The 16157-nt window shown below is 42.2% G+C and carries 14 protein-coding genes; 7 read left to right on the top strand and 7 right to left on the bottom strand.

All coding sequences use genetic code 11. The features are described 5' to 3' along the window. Window positions 1-67 precede the first annotated feature (67 nt). The 4 genes from lptF to I593_RS15320 all read left to right on the top strand — a co-directional run bounded on the left by lptF (window position 68) and on the right by I593_RS15320 (window position 5099). Window positions 68-1168, top strand: coding sequence for an LPS export ABC transporter permease LptF (gene lptF, locus I593_RS15335; protein WP_016168491.1), 1101 nt, complete (start codon window positions 68-70; stop codon window positions 1166-1168). Between the two features lies 1 nt (window position 1169). Beyond that, window positions 1170-2240 carry an LPS export ABC transporter permease LptG gene (gene lptG, locus I593_RS15330; RefSeq protein WP_016168490.1) on the top strand — a complete coding sequence of 357 codons (1071 nt, stop codon included), beginning with the start codon at window positions 1170-1172 and terminating at the stop codon, window positions 2238-2240. Window positions 2241-2361: 121 nt separating this feature from the next. Beyond that, window positions 2362-3909: a 2,3-bisphosphoglycerate-independent phosphoglycerate mutase gene (gene gpmI / locus I593_RS15325; protein WP_016168489.1), complete on the top strand. Its 1548-nt coding sequence runs from the start codon at window positions 2362-2364 to the stop codon at window positions 3907-3909. 23 nt (window positions 3910-3932) lie between these two features. Continuing rightward, window positions 3933-5099 (top strand): S41 family peptidase, encoded by a 1167-nt coding sequence (locus tag I593_RS15320; RefSeq protein WP_016168488.1) that lies wholly within the window; start codon window positions 3933-3935, stop codon window positions 5097-5099. On the opposite strand, the gene I593_RS15315 is transcribed toward I593_RS15320, so the two are convergent. From I593_RS15315 to gacA, 3 genes are read right to left on the bottom strand one after another with little or no spacing between them, the layout of a single operon-like run. Beyond that, window positions 5100-6509: a sigma-54-dependent transcriptional regulator gene (locus tag I593_RS15315; RefSeq protein WP_035302248.1), complete on the bottom strand. Its 1410-nt coding sequence runs from the start codon at window positions 6507-6509 to the stop codon at window positions 5100-5102. It abuts the gene before it with no gap. A gap of 24 nt (window positions 6510-6533) precedes the next feature. Then, entirely contained in the window at window positions 6534-8093 is a 1560-nt protein-coding gene (locus tag I593_RS15310; RefSeq protein ID WP_016168486.1) for a sensor histidine kinase, read from the bottom strand. 40 nt (window positions 8094-8133) lie between these two features. Beyond that, window positions 8134-8769, bottom strand: a complete 636-nt coding sequence (gene gacA / locus I593_RS15305) for a response regulator transcription factor GacA (RefSeq protein ID WP_016168485.1) — start codon at window positions 8767-8769, stop codon at window positions 8134-8136. 217 nt (window positions 8770-8986) lie between these two features. On the opposite strand from gacA, the gene pbpG reads away from it, so the two are divergent. The 3 genes from pbpG (at window position 8987) to I593_RS15290 (ending at window position 11623) form a co-directional block, all read left to right on the top strand. Beyond that, window positions 8987-10045, top strand: coding sequence for a D-alanyl-D-alanine endopeptidase PBP7/8 (gene pbpG / locus I593_RS15300; protein WP_026441107.1), 1059 nt, complete (start codon window positions 8987-8989; stop codon window positions 10043-10045). Between the two features lie 148 nt (window positions 10046-10193). Next, window positions 10194-10814 carry a DUF6915 family protein gene (locus I593_RS15295; protein ID WP_016168483.1) on the top strand — a complete coding sequence of 207 codons (621 nt, stop codon included), beginning with the start codon at window positions 10194-10196 and terminating at the stop codon, window positions 10812-10814. Window positions 10815-10840: 26 nt separating this feature from the next. Next, the gene (locus tag I593_RS15290; protein WP_016168482.1) at window positions 10841-11623 is read left to right on the top strand and encodes a hypothetical protein; all 783 of its coding nucleotides are present in this window, start codon (window positions 10841-10843) and stop codon (window positions 11621-11623) included. Between the two features lie 62 nt (window positions 11624-11685). Here I593_RS15290 and thrC read toward each other — a convergent pair whose 3' ends face one another. The 4 genes from thrC to xerD form a co-directional block, all read right to left on the bottom strand. Beyond that, window positions 11686-12825: a threonine synthase gene (gene thrC, locus I593_RS15285; protein WP_016168481.1), complete on the bottom strand. Its 1140-nt coding sequence runs from the start codon at window positions 12823-12825 to the stop codon at window positions 11686-11688. Window positions 12826-12882: 57 nt separating this feature from the next. Continuing rightward, complete coding sequence (locus I593_RS15280) at window positions 12883-14187, bottom strand: homoserine dehydrogenase (protein ID WP_016168480.1); 1305 nt, start codon at window positions 14185-14187, stop codon at window positions 12883-12885. Between the two features lie 124 nt (window positions 14188-14311). After that, the gene (locus I593_RS15275; protein ID WP_016168479.1) at window positions 14312-15127 is read right to left on the bottom strand and encodes a DsbC family protein; all 816 of its coding nucleotides are present in this window, start codon (window positions 15125-15127) and stop codon (window positions 14312-14314) included. Window positions 15128-15235: 108 nt separating this feature from the next. Then, window positions 15236-16153: a site-specific tyrosine recombinase XerD gene (gene xerD / locus I593_RS15270; RefSeq protein WP_016168478.1), complete on the bottom strand. Its 918-nt coding sequence runs from the start codon at window positions 16151-16153 to the stop codon at window positions 15236-15238. Window positions 16154-16157: the final 4 nt, after the last annotated feature.

The following is a 16157-nucleotide window of genomic DNA, read 5'->3' as shown; positions in this document are numbered from 1 at the left end:
TTTATATTTTTAACATTCGGGTAAACTAACGGTAGTTTTTACTCTTTTTGAAATTGGAAGAATCAATTTGATTATTCGGCGTTATTTAGTCAAGCAAGTGGTGTCTAATTCATTGGTTGTGATTGGCTTGTTGACCTTAATCATGATGGGTGGCCGATTAATCAAGTATTTCGGCGTAGCTGCTCAAGGTCGTTTAGATGCAGGCATTTTATTCAGCATCATCGGTTATCGTTTGCCTGAGTTTTTAACGCTGATTTTTCCCTTGGGTTTCTTCATTGGTCTCATGCTGGTGTTTGGTCGTTTATATGTCGACCATGAAATGGCTGTGCTAAATGGCAGTGGCGTTAGTAGACATCAATTGGCACGTATGCTTATTCCCTTGACCTTGGTGTTTATGCTGTTACAGGGTGTGTTAATGCTGTGGATGTCGCCTTGGGGCTTACGTCAATTTGAACAGCTCACCACCAGTCAGGCAGTTCGTACAGGTTTTGATTTGGTGCGCCCGAAAGAATTCATTTCTTCAGGCCCTTATACTATCTACGCTGGCGATTTATCAGAAGATCGGCGAAATCTAAAAGATATTTTCTTTTATCAGCGTGCAGAAAAAGAAGGTAAGCCTGATGTCATGATTTTGGCCAAAGAGGCAACACGGGTTGAAGTCGCGAATGACACTGCCAATGTGGTCGATTTGGTACAAGGTCGTCGTTATGAAATTTATCCAGGTCAGCCAAAATATACCCAAGCCGAATTTCAAAGTTATCGCTTACGTTTAGAAAATGATAAAGAAGCTAAATTCGAAAGCTCAGAAGTTGAGGCCTTAACCACGGGTAAGTTATGGCAAAACCGTAATGATCCAATTGTGGCCAGCGAGTTGGGTTGGCGGATGTTCGTTCCACTGGTCATGATTGTAGCATTAGGATTAGCCGTAGCTTTATCTGAAGTGAGTCCACGTCAGGGACGTTATTTAAAACTATTTCCTGCACTGTTAATTTTTGCCAGTTTAATTGTCGCGATGATGGCGATTAAAACGCGTGTCAGCAAACAGGAAATTGGAATTTGGGCCTACCCATTGGTGCTTTTTGTCTATGCAATGGCAGCCGCGATTTTCTCGCGTAAGCAAAAACTAGCTCCAAAAATTAAGAAGCAGATTCAGCGAGTGAGGTCTTAAAATGTTTGCACGTCGTATTGTCGCGAAACATGTGACTAAGACCACAGCCTATGCCATGTTGGGGGCGACAGCGGTCTTGTCGGTATTACAGATTCTATTTACCTATTTAGGCGAATTGAGTGAACTGAACGATACCTATACTGCTTGGCAGGCGCTGATTTATGTCTTATGGGGCGCACCGCGGTACTTGTATGAGATTTTGCCGATTGCTGCTTTAATTGGGGCGGTATTAGGCTTGGGAACAATGGCATCCAACAGTGAATTGATTGTGATGCGTTCCATCGGGATTAGCCTGTGGCGTATTGTCGGCTGGGTGATTCGTTCGGCTTTAATTTTAGTGATTTTATCCTTCGTCTTAAGTGAGTGGGTGATTCCTTATACCAATGAACAGGCCAAGAGTGTGAAAAGTCACCGTAGCGTTGCGGCGTTAGGTGAGGTCAAAGGCTATTGGACTCGAGAAGGGCAGCGCTTTATTTATATTGATTATGCCAACTCACAAGGTCAATTGCGGAATATTCAAGTGGTTGATTTTGACCAAGAATATCGTTTGAATAGCGTACTGAATGCTGAACAGGGACAATTTGTTCAGGATGGTCGTTGGAATTTGCAAGATACCGAACAAATGGCAATTCAGGATGCGGGCAATGCAATCAAACGTGATGCAGCGCAACAACCTTTGGCTTTGGCATTGCAACCGAAATATGTCCACATGGTGACCATTGATCCTGAAGATTTATCACCAAGCCAACTGGTGAGTTTTATGCGGTATATGCATGAATATAGCCAAGTCCCAAAAACCTATCAGTTGGCATTCTGGCAAAAAGTCGGTTCGCCATTTGCTTTAATTGCACTGGTTTTAATCGCCTGTTCTTTTATTTTCGGACCTTTGCGCCAACAATCCATGGGTTTCCGTTTGGTGATTGCCTTATTTATTGGCTTAGGATTCTTCTATTTACAAGATTTTCTGGGTTATGCCAGTTTGGTCTATAGTCCATCGCCCGCTTGGTTCGTCTTTGTCCCGATTGTCATTATGTTTGTGGTTGGTGGTTATTTATTGCGCCGTGCTCGCTAGGAATTTGTACAGATTGACGAAAACAATCTGTACAAGTGAGTTTAAGCCTGTTGCATACATGGAGTCTTGCACGAAAATTCGGTAAGATATAGCGACCAATTTATAGACAAGAGTGTAAATCATGACGGATGCAATTGCTGGCAAAGTCCCCCACGTATTGGTAATTATGGATGGTATTGGACACCGTGAAGCGGTTAAAGATAATGCCTTCCTTGCAGCACAACGACCAAACTTGACTGCTATGCAACAAAAACATCCGCATGGATTAATCTCTGGTTCTGGTGAAGACGTTGGCTTGCCAGATGGACAAATGGGTAACTCTGAAGTCGGTCATATGAATTTGGGTGCTGGTCGTGTGTTGTATCAGGACTTTACTCGAATTACCAAAGATATTCGTACAGGCGCTTTCTTTGAACAGCAAGTTTTGATTGATGCGGTTGAAAAAGCCAAAGCCGCTCAAGGTGCAGTCCATATTATGGGTTTGCTCTCAGAAGGTGGTGTACATTCACACGAAGACCATATTGTCGCGATGGCAGAGCTTGCACTGAAACGTGGTGCGAAGGTGTATTTACACGCCTTCTTAGATGGTCGTGACACACCACCAAAAAGTGCACAACCTTCATTAGAAAAACTCGATGCTTTATTTGCGCAATATCCAAATCAAGGACGTATTGCCACCCTGATTGGTCGTTACTATGCCATGGACCGTGACAATCGCTGGGATCGCGTGGAACAAGCTTATCGTTTATTGACAGAAGGTGAGGCAGTTCGTACAGCAGCAACGGCAGTTGAAGGCTTAGAGCAAGCATATGCAGCCGATGAATCTGATGAATTTGTCAAAGCAACCCGCATTGGTGATGTGGCTAAAGTTCAAGACGGTGACAGCATTGTCTTTATGAACTTCCGTGCTGACCGTGCGCGTGAAATTACCAAAGCTTTTGTAGAGCAAGATTTTGCTGGCTTCGAACGTAAAGTTGTGCCGAACTTGTCGATGTTCGTCATGTTGACACGTTATCAAGCAACTATTGATGCTCCTGTGGCTTATATGCCTGAGGCATTGCATAATTCATTGGGTGAATACCTTTCGACTTTGGGTAAAACACAGTTGCGTATTGCGGAAACTGAGAAATACGCGCATGTGACGTTCTTCTTTAGTGGTGGCCGTGAAGATGAATATCCAGGTGAAAAACGTATCCTAATTCCATCACCGAATGTGGCAACCTATGATTTAAAACCAGAAATGAGCGCTTATGAAGTGACTGATGAGTTGGTCGCGGCGATTAATTCGGGTGAATATGATCTGTTGGTGGTGAACTATGCCAATGGTGACATGGTCGGACATACAGGTGTATTCCAAGCAGCAGTGAAAGCTGTAGAAGCTGTGGATACCTGTTTAGGTCGTGTCTACGATGCAGTTATGGCTAAAAAAGGCCATATGTTGATTACTGCCGATCACGGTAATGTAGAGCAAATGCAGGACTACGTGAGTGGTCAAGTGCATACTCAACATACAACGGAATTGGTGCCGTTTATTTATGTGGGGCCAACGCAAGCTACAATCGCGGAAGGTGGTGTATTGGCTGACGTAGCGCCAACCTTGTTAAACTTGATGCACTTACCCGTTCCAGCAGAAATGCAAGGTCGTAACCTTATTACCCTACAAGCCTAATTTGGCTTTTTATAGGTGAATCAATGACACAACACTTGAAATGTGCTATTTCCTTAACAGCGGTATTCATGTGTTGTGGACCTGCAATTGGGGCAGTGAATGAGACTGACACTGCTCCAGATTTTGATGAAGTCGAACAAAGTTATCCCGAAGTCCCTGTTGAATCGATTCAGCAGTTTGTCCAGATTTATGGCATTGTCAAAGACAATTACGTCGATAATAAAAATGATGAACAACTTTTCCAACAAGCCATTCAAGGTTTGGTGAGTGGTTTAGATCGCTATTCTCGTTATTTATCACCCGAAGATTATAAGCAGTTGGTGCAATATACCGATGGTGACTTGGCTTCAGTCGATTTTAATTTAAATTACGACAATCAGCGACAATGGACGATTCAAGGACTCAAGCCAGAAGCCGATGCCTATAAGCAAGGCTTGCGTAATGGCGTTTCCGTTTTCAAAATTGATGATCAAGAATTAAGAAAGTTGAACCGTGAACAGGTCAATGCGTTGTTGTATGGTTCGATTGGCTCGACTTTGAGTGTGCAATTGGGGCAGACCACCAAGCCAATTAGCTTGGTTCGGACCAAGAAAATTGAAACAGACATTGAGGCACAACTGCTACATAACCAAGTGCTACTGCTTAAAGTTCGGGTATTCCAACAAGATACCGCCAATGAAATTAAGCGTTTAATTGAAGAAAATAATCCATCTCGTCTTAAGGCCGTGCTGATTGATTTGCGAAATAACCCTGGTGGTTTATTGTCCGCAGCAGTGGAAACAGCAGACCTATTTTTAAATCAGGGCATTATTGTCACTACCAAAAGCCGTTCTGAAGGTAATCAGCAATTTCAAGCTCTACCAAGCTCAGAGTTTCAGAATCTTAAAGTCGGTATATTAATTAATACTCGTTCGGCATCAGCGGCAGAAGTTTTTACGGCTGCGATGAAAGAGCATCGTCGTGCTTGGGTGGTTGGAGAAAAAAGTTATGGTAAAGGTGTGGTGCAGAAACTGTTCCCATTGTCGAATGGCGCTGCACTACAAATGACGGTATCGCATTATTACACCCCATCAGGCAAAATGATTGAAGGGGTTGGCATTCAGCCTGATCAGCTATATCCCTTGCAACATGATATGAAAGAAGAGACTTATCTAGAGCATGTTGCAGAGATTGTTGCGAATCGCCGTTAATTATTCATCTGTATCCAGTCCAAACTTTTTCAGGCGATAACGCAAAGAACGGAAGGACATCCCTAGTTTTTTGGCCGCTAAAGTACGATTCCAATGGGTAATATTCAATGCATTGAGCAGAATCTCTTTTTCAATATTTTCTAGATAAAGTTCCAAACCTTCATCAGGCAGTTTCCGTGGCGCGAGCGTTAATTCTGAAGGTGCTGTCAACATTTGGTCAATTGATAATACTGGGGTGTTGACGCTACGGCGGAACGGGGCACTTTGTAAATGCTGTACATCAATATAGTCATCATCACTTAAAGTAATGGCCCGCTCGATAATATTACGCAGTTCACGAACATTGCCTGGATAGTACTGTGCCAGTAAGAATTCTTTGCCACGTGTAGTTAATGCTTTGACTTCAATTTCCCATTCACGGCAGACTTTCTGAATAAAATGCTGCGCGAGAATTAAAATATCCTGACCACGCTCGCGTAAAGGGGGGAGAACCAGATCCATCACATGGATGCGGAAAAACAGGTCTTGTCGGAATTTACCCTGTTGCACCAGTGATTCTAAGTCTTGATGGCTGGCACTGATCACTCGAAAATCGACATCAATTTCAGTATCTGAGCCAATTGGACGAATGGCTTTTTCCTGAACTGCACGGAGTAATTTGACCTGCATATTCAGTGGTAGTTCGGCAATTTCATCTAGAAATAAACTTCCGCCATGTGCCGATTGAATCAAACCTTGTTTGTCTTGAGTTGCACCTGTAAAGCTGCCTTTTTTGTGTCCAAACAACTCGCTTTCGAGTAGGTCAGAAGGAATCGCACCACAGTTAATGGCAATAAAAGGGCCTTCGTTGCGATTACTGAGGCGATGTACCAAGTTTGCAACAACTTCTTTGCCTGTACCAGATTCACCTGTAATAAACACGGGAGCTTGTGAGCGAGCGATCTTTTTTAAAGTCACGCGGAGTTGTTCGATAGGTGCAGACTGACCAATCAACATTCGTTGTTCAAGTGCATCTTCACTAGAAGCTTGTGGCTGTACAGGATTGTTCAGAGCCTTTTGCAAGAGTTGCTCAAGATGAGTTTGTTTAATCGGTTTACTGACAAAGTCAAAAGCTCCCGCTTTGAGTGCGGCAATCGCAATATCCATATTGCCGTAGGCTGTCAGCACTGCGACAGGTAACTGCGGATATTGTTGAGAAATTTCTTCAACCAATTCCAAGCCACTTCCGTCAGGAAGATTTAAATCGGTAAAACAGACATCATAATGATGTTCAGACAACATTTTTTTGGCCTGTGCTATACGATAAGCTACATGCGTTTCGATCCCCATACGGCTGAGCATCATTTGCATCAGCGTACATAGGTCTTCTTCGTCATCTACAAATAAAACGAGTGGTTGTTGCGCCACTATAACACCCCAGTAAAAATTGAATTATTAAGTCAGCTGTCGGCATTGAATGCGAAAGCAAGCTCCCTGTTGTTGTTCTACATAGCTTAAGAGGGCTTGATTGGCCTCACAAAAGCTATGTGATAGATATAATCCTAAACCTGTTCCTGTAATTGCAGTACTAAAGAACGGTTGAAACAGGTGGGCTTGATCCTGAATCGCCACGCCTTCCCCAAAATCACACACATCAATGTGAATGTTTTTATCCTGCGTATAGCAGTGGAGTTCTATTGTACTGCGTTCAGGTGAATTATGTCGGATTGCATTGCGAATTAAATTAATTAATACCTGTCTAAATTGTGCCTCATCAAAATTTAAGCTGAGTTGAGGAGCAATGTGACATAAGATTTTGGTTTTAAGATCTGGTAGATCTTCCTGAATAAAAAGAGGAATAAAATGATCAAGCTGAATGGTAATGGGTTGAGTGGCTTGATTACGCACCATACTTAAGGTGTCTTGCACAATTTTATCAATGCGTTTGGTCTGCTTGCTAATCATTTGGCTCAGCGTTTGCTGCTGATCAATCGTACTATGTGGCAAGAGTTCATTGGCCTGAACAATAGCGGCTAATGGATTACGAATTTCATGTGCAATACTGGCTGAGAGTTGTCCCAGAGCAGCCAATTTTAATTGTTGTACCTGCTGATTCATTTTCTGCCCATCTTGAATCACCAAAAGTGTCAGTACCTGCTGTGGTACAATCAGTTTCTGCACTTCAATATGCAAATGGTAGCGGCTAAGCTGAGATTCAAACTGAAATTTCTCTCCGTTTTGTACCTGATCAAAGTTCAGTAACTCAAACAAATCAGGTTGTAATTTATACAGTGGATATTTATCAAAGGCATAAAATGGCGCAATGCCCAATAAAGCACAGGCGGCAGGGTTACTTAAAACAATATGGCAGTTTTCATCTAAGACCAGATAGCCTGTTTCAATTTGCTCTAAGATATAGCGATTAATATTTTGCAGGCGTTTTAATTCCTGCGATTGGGAAAAGTTGACATGATCGAGCAGCTGAAAACGTCGAACTGCAATTTGCCCACAAGCATAAAAGACAAAAAATAAAACCGCCAAGATGACACTATTACCCAAATTATGAAACGAGTGTTGGGTTAGAAAGCTGATCAAGAATTGTTGATAGATAACAGCAATCACCGCAATGAGGGTAATAATTAAGGCTTTTTGTGTCTTGAGGAGTAATGAAGCGGCAAAAATGGTGGTTAAGAACAGAATACTGATACTTAAACTTGGACCATTGGTGGCGATGGTGAGTAGGCTTAAGGCAATAACATCGACAATAAAAATGAATGCAAACTGCTGCGGAATATGCTGTTTAAAATGTTTGAGATTAAAAAACTGTACGCAGTTAATGAAAAAATAACCCCAGAGTACATAAAAATACAGTTGAGGAAATTCGTAGTTGTTTGCTAGTTCATCTTGGGTCAGAATAAAAATCAGGACCAGACAACTGGTGATTAATAAGCGGTAAGCGGCATACCACAGCCCAAAAAAGTATTGATTTAATTCGAAATATTGGGAATGTTGCATGCTGCAAACCGATTATGATATTGAAAGTTATAGTTTTATTTTAAGGTTTGATGAGACCGTAACGAATCGCTAGATGTGTGAGTTTTACATCGCTATCGATATTTAGTTTTTCAAAAATACGGTAACGATAGGTATTGACTGTTTTTACACTCACGAAAAGTTTATCTGCAATTTCTTGCGCGCTAATACAGTTTACCACCATCATGGCGACTTGCATTTCACGCTCAGACAGAGCGTCAAACGGTGATTGTTGCGTGTCGGATAAATAAGAGCTTGCGAGTTGCTCTGCAATATCGGCGCTGAAGTATTTGCCACCTTGCATGACTTTATTAATGGCACGAACCATTTCACTGACAGGAGCACCTTTGGTGATATAGCCTTTAGCACCAGCTTTAAGGAGTAAAGAAGGATAAGGTTCTTCGGCTAGACCGCTCACGGCCAAAACTTTGGTCTCAGGCGCAGTTTGTAACAAACGGCGAGTAGTTTCTACGCCACCAATGCCAGGCATATTAACATCGAGTAAGACAACGTTGGGGTGATGTTGGCGAACGAGATTAATAGCTTCTTCACCAGATTCCGCCTGACCAATCACTTGTACATCAGCATGATCTTCTAGCATACGGCAAATACCAGTACGGACTAATTCATGGTCATCCACCACTAAAACTGTAATCACCGATTTCTCCCTCTGGCTAAAAAAATTACATCATTTTTGTTACATAAAGCAAAATAAGCTTGCAATGAAACGACAAAATTAGCAATCCTATTCTTATTCCGAAATTAAAAGTTTTGCACAATAGCGCGAACAGAAAATTCCCGTTGCTGTGTAAATGTAAGGCATATTTGAGGTAATACGCAAATGTATCTTACCTCCCTGAGTTGAGTAAACGATTGTGAAAAATTCTAAGAAGTCATTCATGCATGTGTTGAGTATGTCTATTCTACTCAGCCTGAGTTCAACCAGCTTTGCTGAACTCGTCATTAATCCTTCCTCGGGGAGTGTTGGTCAGGCTTCAATGAACTGGTCTTCAGAGGAAGCGAGTCAATTATTAAATAGTGATGTTTCTTCACTTGCTGAGGAAGTGTCTCCGCAAGGATCAACCAAAGTCACCACGACGGTTCGCAGCTCAAAAGGGGTACCAACCTATTCTGCGCCGAAAACGGTTCATATTATTGATACCTCTGCGGGTTATAGTAGTCAACCTTCTGTAAGTGCCCGTGCAGCGCTGGTCATGGATGCACAAACAGGTGAGGTGCTTTATAGTAAAAATACCAATGCTGCATTACCAATTGCTTCAATTACTAAATTAATGACAGCAGTTGTTATTGCTGATGCACGTTTAGACATGTCTGAGGAAATTACCTTACAGTCGGTCGATTTTGCAGGAGCAGGTGGTAAAAATTCGAGTTCAACGCTACGTGCAGGGGATAGCATGAACCGTGCAGAAGCGTTGCTTTTTGCTTTAATGAAATCGGAAAATCCAGCGGCAGCAGCGTTAGCGCGAACGTATCCAGGAGGACGTAGTGCTTTCATTGCGGCAATGAATGCCAAAGCGCGTGCATTGGGCATGAATTCAACCCATTATGTTGAATCTACAGGACTTGATCCACACAATGTCGCATCAGCACGTGATTTGGGAATTTTGGTGAGTACTGCATCGCAATATGGTTTAATTCGTCAATTTTCAACCACGGCAAGTTACGATTTTAACTTGGGGTATCGAGTATTAAAATCAAACAATACCAATGCTTTAGTGCGTAACGGTGGTTGGAATATCAACCTGTCCAAAACAGGTTATATCAATGAGGCAGGGCGTTGTGTCGTGATGCATACCACCTTGAATTCTCGTCCAGCAGTTGTGGTGATTTTAGGCGCAAGTACATCTCAAAGTCGAACTGAAGATGCGACCCGTTTAATGACGTGGGCAAGTCAGTTACCAAAACGAATTTAATTTCTATCTTATAAAACTCTTCTTAATGAAGAGTTTTTTTATGCCTATGAACTGCGACACAGCTTGTCTTAAAGATGAGTTTTTGACTATTTTTTGTGTGTAGAATACGTATGATAGCGAAATAACAAGATCATGACTGAGTCTGACTATGAATGCGATGCAACATGCTCGAATTTCAGCGAAACGTTGGGGAGGCGAGCCAGAAGATTATTATGAATTACATGCATTTATTGATAGTACCAAAAGCTTGTGCAGTGATGCTCGACATCGAATTTTACATACCCTGTGGGGAATAAATTCAGTTGTGATCCCGATATTTGGTCATAGTGTTCAGAACAGTGCTGGCAAATCGATTGATATAAAAGACCTATGTGAACGTGATCATTTATTGGTAGATTATCAGCAGCGCTTTATTCCTACTTTAAGTGACTTTGTTCACGCCATTGATACAAGCCGATTACCTCAAAATTTAGAACGACATTTAGAACAATTACATCAAGTCTACGCCCAAAACCCAATTGCATCCCAATTAATGCTTTCACCTTTGGCACAAACAGGGAAGTTGCATTCTTTACTTTTTACCCATAACAGTTGGTTTATTTACGATATTTTACCGCGAATAGGCGTATTACCGAATTTACAGAATATTGTCTATAGTCCAGATGACATCTTCCACGCGATGCACTTTGAACTGTGGATGGATAATGGCATGGCAATTCCGCAAAGTGCGCAAGCATTACATCAAAGAAAACAACAAAGCTTCGTTTAAGCGTAGCTAAAAATCAGGAGATGGCTATGACCACCTACGTTATTCGTGCAAAATACTTCGGCTATAACGATGAAGTTTTTTATGTTGCAGGCAATCGTATTAGCAATGTTTTTCAAGATCAGGCTGAAGCCGAAGCGGCTTATCAGAAGCTGGAGGTTGAGGGTGCACGAGATTTTGCGCTATACGAAGTAGAATCTTTATTTGATGCAGATGAAGCCACGTTAAAAAAATTGGATGAATTTGTTTTTTCACGTTGTGGTGAGCACATTTACCAAGATGGAGAGATTTCTCGAGATGTGCTACCAAGCAGTTTGAGTGATGCTGATACTATTAGCTTTGTACAAATGGCTGAAATGCAAAAATTTCAATTGGTTCATTTTGATCATGAAGTGAAGTTTTATGGTTTGTGGTCGACCAAGAAACAGCAATGGCTTGAAGAGCATGACGAGTTTTTTGCAGGGCTCATTTATGCTGAAAGCCCAGAATTACTCAAGGATAAAATTGAATCTATCTTTAAGGATTACGATTATTCAGATATTGAATTAGAAGGTTCATTGGAGTCCTTATCGGATCAGCCTATTTTGTTAAAAGCACTCATTCGGACAGATTATGCTTTAAGCTATGATGAAGATAAACAAATTTTAAATATTGGCCTGTGGCAGAATGAAGCTTTATATGCAGTGAATGCATTGCTCAAACAACCTTTATTTGAGGTTAAGCAAATTGAGTTAGAAGAAATTCAGCGTTTGGAAAAAGAACTCGCAAAAATGCATAGTTATGATGAAGATTATGAATATGATGAAGAATAATCTTTGACATGAAATAAAAAAACCAGTTGCTCGCAACTGGTTTTTTTAGTGCAAGTGGAAACTTACATATTTGAAAGAATCGAATCTTTTACTTGGCTCATTGTTGCATCAATTGACAACATAACTGCATCAGCACATTGTTTGATGGCTGTATCTGGGTCTTTTAGACCATTACCCGTTACTGTACATACAATGACTGAACCTTCAGCAATTTTACCCGCTTTAATATCACGAATTGCACCACCGATAGAAGCAGCAGAAGCAGGCTCTACAAATACGCCCTCATACATAGAAAGCAAACGTTGTGCTTCTAGAATTTCAGCATCTTGTAGCTCATCGAACCAGCCTTTAGAGTCACGTACTACAGCTTTCGCATGGTTCCAGCTTTGTGGGTTACCAATACGAATTGCGGTTGCAACTGTTTCAGGATGTTCAACTGGCGCACCACGCAAGAATGGAGCAGCCCCCGCAGCTTGATAACCCACCATGGTTGGTAGGCCTTCAGGTTTTGGACCTGTGAATTGATCTGTGGCAGCATCATAAACGACCTGTTCAAACTGATCAGCAGGTTGGTTTGCTACGGCTTCGGTATAACCCATCCAGTGTGCAGTAATGTTGCCCGCGTTACCTACAGGTAAGCAGTGATAGTCTGGCGCACGGCCTAAAGCTTCAACGATTTCGTAAGCAATAGTTTTTTGACCTTGTAAACGATACGGGTTGATTGAGTTAACAATCGTCACAGGTGCTTGATCCGCAACTTCTTTCACTAGGCGCATACCATCGTCAAAGTTTCCGCGAATTTGCATGGTGATTGCACCATACATCATTGCTTGCGCCATTTTACCCATGGCAATTTTGCCTTCAGGAATTAACACAAATGCTTTAATGCCAGCACGCGCTGCATAGGCAGCCGCCGCAGCAGAAGTATTACCTGTAGATGCACAGATAATTGCTTTTGAACCGTCTTCAACCGCTTTGGTCACAGCCATAGTCATGCCGCGGTCTTTGAATGAGCCTGTCGGGTTCAAGCCTTCGTACTTCACATAAATTTCAACATCTTTACCAATAATACGTGGAATATTCTCCAACTTAATGAGCGGGGTATTACCTTCGCCTAAAGAGATTCCACGAGTAGTAGCAGACACTGGTAAACGGTCACGATAACGGTCAACTAAACCAGTATAACGATTGGCATTCGACATGATGATGTTCCAATTATGGGTAGAGCTTGGCAAGGGGGAATCGCCCCCTTGACCCGATTAATTATCAAGCGATTCTAAACGAATTCGCACAATTTCGCCATGAATAGCTGGCAAGGCTTGGATTTGCTTTAATGCTTCATCCATCTTCGATTCAACCACTGGATCGGTCAGAATCACGATTGGAATCAGGTCTTTTAAGCGTGATTGCTGCATGATGGCATCAATGCTGATACCTGCACGACTTAAAATGGTGGTGACGTCAGCGAGCACACCAGTTTGATCTTCGGCATTCAAACGAATGTAGTATCCTGTGGTCATTTCTTCACGGCTTAAGATTGGCATATCGGTTAATGCTTCAAATGCCAATTGAGGAATAGTTCCTGCACCATCTTCGGTATAGGAAATATCGCGAACGATATCTACTACATCGGCAACAACAGCAGACGCTGTTGGACCTGCACCTGCACCCGCACCGTAATACAAGGTTGGACCTACGGCATTGGCTTGAACCAGAACGGCATTTTTTACACCATTCACATTGGCAATCAGTTCTTCGGCTGGAATAAGGGTCGGATGAACGCGTAGTTCAATGCCTTTTTCTGCACGACGTGCAATCCCCAAATGTTTGATGCGGAAACCGAGTTCTTCAGCATATTTGACATCTTGTGCTGTGACTTTACTGATGCCTTCGGTATAGACCTTGTCAAACTGTAAAGGAATACCAAATGCACAAGAAGCTAAAATAGTCAATTTATGTGCAGCATCAATCCCTTCAACGTCGAAGGTTGGATCAGCTTCTGCATAACCTAATTCTTGCGCTTCTTGTAATACATCTTCAAAGGCACGACCTTTGTCACGCATTTCAGTCAGGATGAAGTTGCCTGTACCGTTAATGATGCCTGCCAACCAATCAATTTTATTGGCAGCCAAACCTTCACGAATAACTTTGATAATTGGAATACCGCCTGCAACGGCAGCTTCATAGGCGATTTGTACGGCATTGTCTTCTGCCGCTTTAAATAATTCATTGCCATGTTCAGCCAATAAAGCCTTGTTGGCGGTTACGACTTGTTTGCCATGCTTGATGGCTTCCATGATGACTTCATAGGCAGGATGAATCCCGCCCATAACCTCTACAACAACATCGACATCGGGTTGACGTACGATGTCCATCAGGTCTGCACTTTGTTTTACAGAAGCTGGAAGATCAAGGTCTGGACGCGGACGACGAGTACCGACATGGGTAATTTCAATTCCTCGACCGGTGCGACGTTTAATTTCAGCAGCGTTTTCTTTTAGTAGTTTAAGGGCACCACCACCCACAGTTCCAAGACCGAGGATTGCCAGACGAACTGGTTTCACGTCACACTCCATTTATTTCTTCAATTTTACGCGAATCTAGATCATAGCTAAAAAAACGCTCAGACTCTAGGGTGGAGAGAAGATAATCTCCACCTATAACTAATAGTAAAATAACAAATAAAAATTAGTTATTTAAGCGCTGCTCTAATTCTTCAGGGCTGAGGTATCCGCCTAAATAAACACCTTCAGTATTATAGATCGCAGGTGTACCATTCACGCCCATATTCAGGCCCAGTTGATATTGATCGCGGACAGGGTTTTTACAGGTAGCAGCAGGTAATTGAGCACCTGCAATCGCTTGGTCAAATGCCGCACGACGATCTGCACTACACCATACGCTTTCCATGGCAGGCATAAACTGTTCGCCACGTGGCCAAGCAATGTAACGAACTTCGATACCCTTAGCGGTAATTTCAGGAATATGTTCGTGCAATTTGTGGCAATACGGGCAGCTTGCATCGGTAAACACATAAACCACATGTTTCGTTTTACCTTGCGCTGGATAAACCAAGAGATCTTCTGTTTTTAAGTTGGCTAAATGCTTTTTATTGGCTGCAGCTTGCAAGTTCTCACTGACATTATGTAGCTTTTTATCACCTAAGCGAATGACATCGCCTTGAATTAAGAATTTACCGTCACTGGTGGCATAGACTGAACTCATGCCTTCCAAGTTCACCCAATACAGATTAGGGACTTCGGTGGGTTTGATATCAATAATTTTGGCCTGAATACCCGCAGTTTTAAAATGTTGCTCTAAAGTTTTAATCAGGCGTTGTTGTGCATTGCGTTCAGAGAGATTTGATGCTTCTCCAGTGGCAGGTGCACTCGCTGTGAGCGTATTTTGCTTTTTGTCATCATTATTTGAATTTGAACATGCCGTGAGAGCTAAACTGCCTGCCAAGGTACATGCAATAAATAATTTTGTGCGGGTAAATGACATATAAAACCCTTTCTTTTAGGTATAAAAACAGGAAGCTAGCATAACAAAAAAATCTTTGTAGCGTGGTATTTCTTGGTGTGGACTCTGTGAGCGTATTTAATTTATGGTCTAGGCTCGTGGATGGAACTCGGCATGTAGTTGCTGCATACGAACTTGTGCCACATGAGTATAAATTTGTGTGGTCGATAAATCACTATGTCCCAATAATACTTGTACCACACGTAAATCCGCACCATGGTTGAGTAAATGGGTGGCAAATGCATGACGCATGGTATGCGGTGAAAGTTCTGCTTGAATGCCAGCCTGTAGGGCATAGCGCTTAATGGCATACCAGAAATTTTGCCGACTCATAATCCCACCTTGTTGGGTGAGGAACACATAGTCAGTTGCCGATTTATACAGACTTGGTCGGGCTTGTGCCAGATAGCGTTCAATCCATTCAGAAGCCACTTGTCCTAAAGGCACCAAACGTTCTTTGTTGCCTTTACCGACAATCCGTAGATAACCTTGTTTTAAATTGATCAGTTCTAAACGTAAATTTAACAATTCTGATACACGTAAGCCACAGGCGTATAAGACTTCAAACATAGCACGGTCGCGTAAGCCCAATGCAGTACTGGTATCTGGTGCAAGAATTAGGGCTTCTACGTCTTGTTCTGAAAGATCTTTAGGTAAGGCACGTCCAATTTTCGGGGTGCGATGACTAGCAACAGGGTTGTCACTTCGTAGTTTTTGTTCTCTTAAAAATTTAAAAAAAGAACGTAGGGCTGAAAGGCAACGGGCGATAGAACGCGGGCTTTTTCCTTGTTGAGTGAGGCTCAGCAATACATCTGCAATGTCTTCACTTTGCCAATCAATCAAGGCTTTGTTGTGGCATTCGCTGCATTGAATCAGGTCGGAAAGATAGGCATTGCGTGTATGGGGGCTAACGGTTTGTGCAATTAAATAGTCACGGAAACCCTGAAGAAAGCTGAGTTTTTCTGGAATTTGGATAGGTGTAGGTATTCTAGGTTTTTTATTTAACATTCGT

It is taken from the genome of Acinetobacter tandoii DSM 14970 = CIP 107469, from assembly GCF_000400735.1.
GTDB lineage: Bacteria > Pseudomonadota > Gammaproteobacteria > Pseudomonadales > Moraxellaceae > Acinetobacter > Acinetobacter tandoii.
This window is presented reverse-complemented; position numbering and strand designations above follow the sequence as displayed.